The 5,863-nt window shown below is 73.6% G+C and carries 6 protein-coding genes; 4 read left to right on the top strand and 2 right to left on the bottom strand.

What is annotated here, in order from left to right:
• Positions 1-953: agmatinase (gene speB / locus FNQ90_RS10285; RefSeq protein WP_182606093.1), on the top strand; the 953-nt coding region annotated here is incomplete at its 5' end.
• A gap of 338 nt (positions 954-1,291) precedes the next feature.
• Here speB and FNQ90_RS10280 read toward each other — a convergent pair.
• Entirely contained in the window at positions 1,292-1,885 is a 594-nt protein-coding gene (locus tag FNQ90_RS10280; protein WP_182606092.1) for a TetR/AcrR family transcriptional regulator, read from the bottom strand.
• Positions 1,886-2,000: 115 nt separating this feature from the next.
• Between FNQ90_RS10280 and FNQ90_RS10275 the strand changes: the two genes are divergently transcribed.
• A complete protein-coding gene (locus tag FNQ90_RS10275; RefSeq protein ID WP_182606091.1) occupies positions 2,001-2,840 on the top strand; it encodes an alpha/beta fold hydrolase in 840 nt (279 codons plus the stop codon).
• A gap of 278 nt (positions 2,841-3,118) precedes the next feature.
• On the opposite strand, the gene map is transcribed toward FNQ90_RS10275, so the two are convergent.
• Positions 3,119-3,886 (bottom strand): type I methionyl aminopeptidase, encoded by a 768-nt coding sequence (gene map / locus FNQ90_RS10270; protein ID WP_182606090.1) that lies wholly within the window; start codon positions 3,884-3,886, stop codon positions 3,119-3,121.
• Positions 3,887-3,999: 113 nt separating this feature from the next.
• On the opposite strand from map, the gene FNQ90_RS10265 reads away from it, so the two are divergent.
• Positions 4,000-4,311 carry a helix-turn-helix domain-containing protein gene (locus FNQ90_RS10265; protein WP_182606089.1) on the top strand — a complete coding sequence of 104 codons (312 nt, stop codon included), beginning with the start codon at positions 4,000-4,002 and terminating at the stop codon, positions 4,309-4,311.
• Between the two features lie 329 nt (positions 4,312-4,640).
• The gene (locus FNQ90_RS10260) at positions 4,641-5,630 is read left to right on the top strand and encodes a DUF2332 domain-containing protein (protein WP_323379868.1); all 990 of its coding nucleotides are present in this window, start codon (positions 4,641-4,643) and stop codon (positions 5,628-5,630) included.
• The last annotated feature ends 233 nt before the right edge of the window (positions 5,631-5,863 follow it).

The raw sequence follows: 5,863 nt of genomic DNA, 5'->3' as shown, positions 1-5,863 counted from the left end.
GTCCGCGCGGCCCCGTCGACTCCTCCCGGGTGCCCCGGTACGCCGGCCCCGCCACCTTCGCGCGGTTGCCCCGCCTCGACGAGGTCGGCGCCGCCGATGTCGCCGTGGTCGGAGTTCCCTTCGACAGCGGCGTCTCCTACCGGCCGGGCGCCCGCTTCGGCGGCAACGCCATCCGTGAGGCATCCCGGCTGCTGCGCCCCTACAACCCCGCGCAGGACGCCTCGCCCTTCGCCCTCGCGCAGGTCGCCGACGCCGGGGACATCGCCGCCAACCCCTTCCGCATCGAGGAGGCGGTGGAGACGATCGAGGCCGCCGCCGACGACCTGATGGCCGACGGCACCCGCCTGATGACCCTGGGCGGGGACCACACCATCGCGTTGCCGCTGCTGCGGGCCGCCGCACGTCGCCACGGCCCGGTCGCGCTGCTGCACTTCGACGCCCACCTCGACACCTGGGACACCTACTTCGGCGCCGCCTACACCCACGGCACCCCCTTCCGGCGCGCGGTCGAGGAGGGGATCCTCGACACCTCGGCCCTCTCCCACGTCGGCATCCGGGGCCCGCTGTACGACCGTCGTGACCTCGACGAGGACGCCCGGATGGGCTTCGGCATCGTCACCTCGGCCGACGTGATGCGCCGGGGGGTGGACGAGGTGGTGCAGCAGCTGCGCGAGCGCATCGGCGACCGCCCGCTGTACGTCTCGATCGACATCGACGTGCTCGACCCCGCCCACGCGCCGGGCACCGGTACCCCCGAGGCGGGCGGGCTGACCTCCCGCGAATTGCTGGAGATCCTGCGCGGCCTGGCCGGACTGCGGCTGATCTCGGCCGATCTGGTCGAGGTGGCGCCGGCGTACGACCACGCGGAGATGACGACGGTCGCCGCCTCGCACACCGCCTACGAGCTGACCACCCTGATGGCCCGGCGGATCGCCGCCGAACGGGAGGGCTGAGCTGGACCGGCCCGGGGTGGGCGACGCGCCGGCGGCTCCCGGGGCGCCGGGCCGGACCCGGGGGGCCGCCCACCGGGGTCCACCCCGCCCGCGACGGCCGGGGCCCGTCCCCGGCCGTCGTCGTCACCCCCGGCGACCTCGACGACCTCGACGACTCCACCGTCCTCGCCCCGCTCATCCCCCGGCTCCGTCGATCCGGCTCCGTCGGTCCGGCTGAGCGGTCGGCCACGTGGAGCCTGTGCCGGGCGAGACGTCACGGGGGCTTCCGCGCCTTCGCCGTGTCCGTGCGGGACGCGGTCCGGGAGGTGCCGGTGGGTGCGGTGGGGATGGCCGACTCGTCACAACCGGTCGAGCAGCTCCGCCGCCATGGCGCGGGCGCGCCGTAGACGGTCGTCGTCGTTTTCCAGGCCGGCGCGCGTCATGGCGCCCTCCAGGAGAAAGGCCAGGTGTTCCGCCGTGGTTCGAGCGGCGTCGGGACGCCCGGGCAACAGGGCCGCGAGGTGCCCGGCCATCAGGCGTTCGACTTCCTCCTTGTGCCGGCGCACCAGAGAGCGCCCCTCGTTCCCGACGGGCATTTCCGCGGCGGCGTTGAGCAGTCCGCAGCCACGGAAACCGTCCCCGCCGGCGCTGTCGATGTAGGTGTCGAAGACGGCCAGCACGCCGTCACGAGGGCTTTCGGACCGTTGGAGGCGTGAACGGTACCGCGACAGCCATTCCTCGTGCCGGGCGTCCAGGTAGGCGCGGACGAGTTCGGCCTTGGAGGAGAAGTTGTTGTACAGGCTCATCTTCGCCACCCCGGCCTCGGCTGTGATCGTGTCGATGCCGGTGGCCGTGATTCCGTCGCTGTAGAAACGCCGTGCCGCGGCGGTCAGCACGCGATCGCGAGCCGGCCGCCGCTTCCCGGCGCCCGCCGCCCGCTCCATCCCACTCATCGAAACCCCGATTCATTTGGGTAGACTGGTCTACCCAGTTTAAGGGTTGGGCGGTGTTCCCGGGGGCAGCCGCCGAGCCCCGCTCCCCCCATCGCCCGCGATCGAGGAAGGCACCATGACCCTTTTGACCGACAGTCTCATCGTCGATGGTGTGCGCCTGGCCCACCGGGATCGCGGCCGGGGCGAACCGCTGATCTTCATCCACGGCACCCCCTCGCACTCCTACGAGTGGCGCGATGTCGTACCGCACATCGAGGAAGCCGGCTTCCGGGTCATCACGTACGACCTGCTGGGATACGGCCTCTCCGAGCGACCGGTGAACCGTGACACATCCGTCGCCGCCCAGACGGACCTCCTGGGACACCTCCTCGACGCGCTGGGCATCGGCCACGTCGGCATCGTCGCCCACGACATCGGCGGCGCCATCGGTCAGCGCTTCGCTCTCGCGCACCCGGGGAGGGTGCGGCGGCTGATGATCATCGACTCGGTCAGCTACGACTCGTGGCCCTCCTCGACCTGGCGGAAGATCATCGACGAGCACCCGGACGCCTTCACCGGCATGTCGCAGGACGCGTTCGACGCCCTGCTGACCCGGCAGCTCAAGATGACCGTCGCCGACGAAACACTCATGGCCGGAGACGTTCTTCAGGCGTACCTGGCGCCCCATCGATCCCCAATGGGCCGTCTCTCCTTCTTCGAACACCAGGTGCGCCACTACGACTCGAAGTACACCGAGGAGATCGGCGATCGGCTCGGGCACCTGACCATGCCCGTCCGCATCGTGTGGGGCGAGGAGGACCGGTGGCAGCCCCTCCACTACGCGAAGCGGCTCGCCGACGCCATCCCGCACGCCGAACTCGTCGTCGTCCCGGCGGGCGGCCACTTCCTCACGGAGGACGCCCCCGAGCGTGTCGTGCACGAGATCGGTGACTTTTTCGGTGCCCCGCCCCGGTAACCGCACGGGGGTGATTCCCCGGCGACGGCGGCGCACCCGGGAAGCCCGTCCGGGCCCGCGACGATGAGGGCGACCGCTCGGGGGCTCCGCCCGATGGCCGTATCCATCAGGGGTGACCCGGGGCGGGAGCGGGTGTCGCCGACCCGGGCATGCTCCGCAACCGGGCCCGGCGGTCCCGTCGGGCCCGGTGGACGCCATCCCGTACCGGGTCGTCCGCGCCGCGCCCCACCCGTGCTCCGGGTCCACGAGCCCACCACGGGCAGGTGTCGCGCACCCCCTCAGGGGAGGGTGAGCACCCGGGGGCCGGAGTCGGTGATCGCCACGGTGTGCTCGCTGTGGGTGGCGCGGCTGCCGTCGGTGGTGCGCAGGGTCCAGCCGTCCGGGTCGTGCCGGAAGTCGTCGCGTCCGCCGGCCAGCAGCATCGGTTCGATGGCCAGGACCATGCCGTGGCGCAGGCGCATCCCCCGGCCGGGGCGCCCCTCGTTGGGGACGTCCGGGGCCTCGTGCATCCGTCGGCCGATGCCGTGTCCGCCGAAGCCGTCGGGGATGCCGTAACCGGCCTCCCGCCCGGTCCGCCCGATGGCGTGGGCGATGTCGCCGATCCGGGCCCCCGGCACCGCCGCCGCGATGCCCGCGGCCAGGGCCCGTTCGCCGGCCTCCACCAGGCGGCGGTCCTCCGGTCGACCGGGGCCGACGGTGAAGCTGACCGCCGCGTCGCCGGTCCAGCCGTCCAGTACGGCGCCGCAGTCCACGCTCACCAGGTCGCCCCGGCGCAGGGGGGCCCGGCCCGGGATGCCGTGCACGATCGCGTCGTTGACGGACACGCAGATCACGCCGGGGAACGGAGTGGGGGCGAAGCGCGGGTGGTAGTGCAGGAAGGCGGGCTTCGCCCCGGCCTCCGCGATGACCTCCCGTGCCACCTCGTCCAACTCCACCGGGCGGACACCCGGCACCGCCGCCGCCCGCACCGCAGCCAGCGCCCGGGCCACCACCCGGCCCGCCTCCCGCATGGCGTCCATCGCCGCGTCCGACTTGATCTCCACCACTGTCCGCTCCTCCCGTCCCCCGGTCGGGGGCACGGCGCGTCCGGCCGTCCCGGGGGAAGCGACCCGTCCAATTCTTATACCGGTATAAGTATCACGCCCGCTAGGATCGTGTCATGGTGCGCAACCCCTTGACCCCCCTGGAGCGCGAGCGCGGCCGACACCTCGGCCGGCTGCTGCGCGAGGCACGCGGCAACCGCCCCATGCCGGAGATCGCCGCGGCGGCCGGTGTCTCCGCCGAGACCCTGCGCAAGATCGAGACCGGACGCGCCCCCACCCCGGCCTTCGCCACCATCGCGGCCCTCGCCGCCGTCCTCGGCCTCTCCCTGGACGCCCTGGCGACATCCGTGGCCGCCGTCACCGAGCCGACGGGCGCCCCCGTCGGCGCCCCCGTCGACACGGCCGCCGACATCGACCGCGCCGCCTGACGGCGGCCCACGGTCCGCCCTCCGAACGACCGCCTCCCGGCGTCCCCCGGGTGTCACGAAAGCGCCCACCGGGGCCGGACCGGGCCATGTCTGGGGAACCCGGGAGAGGGGAAGGACGAGGACACCAGGGCTCGGGTCGGGGGCCCCGGCCCGCCGTGATCCGGCGCAGCCGTCCCGACCCCGCGACGACTCACGAACGGGACACCATGACCAGCGGAACACCCGGGACGCACGGAACACCCGGAACACCCGACCCGCGGGAACCGATGGCCGGGGGAGGGGCGAACGGCCGCGACACGGCGGAACCGGAGGAGGACGCGACAAAGGGCGTGGAAGACGTGCTCCGCTGGTACCGGAGCTTCGCCGAGCACGAGGCGCCGGGCAACTCCCCGCAGTACGGCGTCCTCGCCACCGGTGTGGCCGGGGACCCGGAGTTGATCGGCCGACTCGCGGCCATGCCCCGGCTCAAGCGGCAGCCCAACCTCCTCTTCGGCGCGGTCCGCTTCCTCGGCGGCCCCATCGACACCTGGCCCGCCTTCCGCGAGTGGACCCTCGCCCACTGGGACCGCGTCGCCGCCGTGATGATCGAACGCCGCACCCAGACCAACGAGGTCGGCCGCTGCGCCACCCTGCTGCCCGCCCTCGCCACGCTCCCGCAGCCCCTGGCCCTCATCGAGGTCGGCGCCTCCGCGGGCCTGTGCCTGCAACCCGACCGCTATCGCTACCGGTACCGCGACGCCCGGGGCGAACTTCCGCCCATCGGCCCCGCCGAGAGCCCCGTGGTCCTGGACTGTCGACTCTCCGGACCGGTCCCGGTGCCGGAGGAACCCCCGGCCATCGCCTGGCGCGCAGGCATCGACCTCAACCCGCTGAACCCCGCCGACCCCGACGACGCCCGCTGGCTCCGCTGCCTGGTCTGGCCCGGTGAACGGCAGCGCCCCCGCGCCGAACGGCTCGACGCCGCCCTGCGCCTGGCCGCCGCCGACCCGCCACCGGTGCTGCGCGGCGACCTCAACGAGACCGTCGCCGAACTGATCGACCGTGCCCCGCTGGGCACCACTCCCGTCGTCCTGCACAGCGCCGTGCTGATGTACCTGGACCGCGCCGGACGCGACGCCTTCGCCCGCACCGTGCTCGACTCACCCGCGCACTGGCTGTGCAACGAGTCGCCGGGCGTGTACCCCGAACACGCCGAGGGCCTGCCGCCCGCCCCGAAGGACACCGCGGGGGAGGTGCGCTCCCACTTCGTCCTCGCCCTCGACGGCCGGCCGATCGCCTGGACCGCCCCGCACGGCCAGTTCGCGCACTGGCTCGGATAGGGACCGGACACTCCGTGCCCCGGACGCGGCCCGGGATCACCCGTCCGGGTGGTGAGGGTGTGAGGCGCCGGGGGAAGGCTCCGCGCGCCGTCCGGTGCCCCGTGCGGCGTTCCGGAGGAAGGCGTTCCGTGCTCACGAGGTTCGACCGCGACCACCTGCACCGCCTGGCGGAGAGGGTGAGGAAATACGACCTGCGAGGGGCGGTGGAAGAGGTGTGCCGGGGGGAGGTGGTC

Source organism: Streptomyces alkaliphilus, assembly GCF_014141535.1.
Lineage (GTDB): Bacteria > Actinomycetota > Actinomycetes > Streptomycetales > Streptomycetaceae > Streptomyces > Streptomyces alkaliphilus.
The sequence above is the reverse complement of the archived record's forward strand: the minus strand, read 5'-3'. Positions and strand labels throughout refer to the sequence as shown.

Coding starts and splice junctions, on each gene's coding strand:
- FNQ90_RS10265 (WP_182606089.1), top strand. CDS start 4,000: ATGGTGCGCAACCCCTTGACCCCCCTGGAGCGCGAGCGCGGCCGACAC.
- FNQ90_RS10275 (WP_182606091.1), top strand. CDS start 2,001: ATGACCCTTTTGACCGACAGTCTCATCGTCGATGGTGTGCGCCTGGCC.
- FNQ90_RS10280 (WP_182606092.1), bottom strand. CDS start 1,885: ATGAGTGGGATGGAGCGGGCGGCGGGCGCCGGGAAGCGGCGGCCGGCT.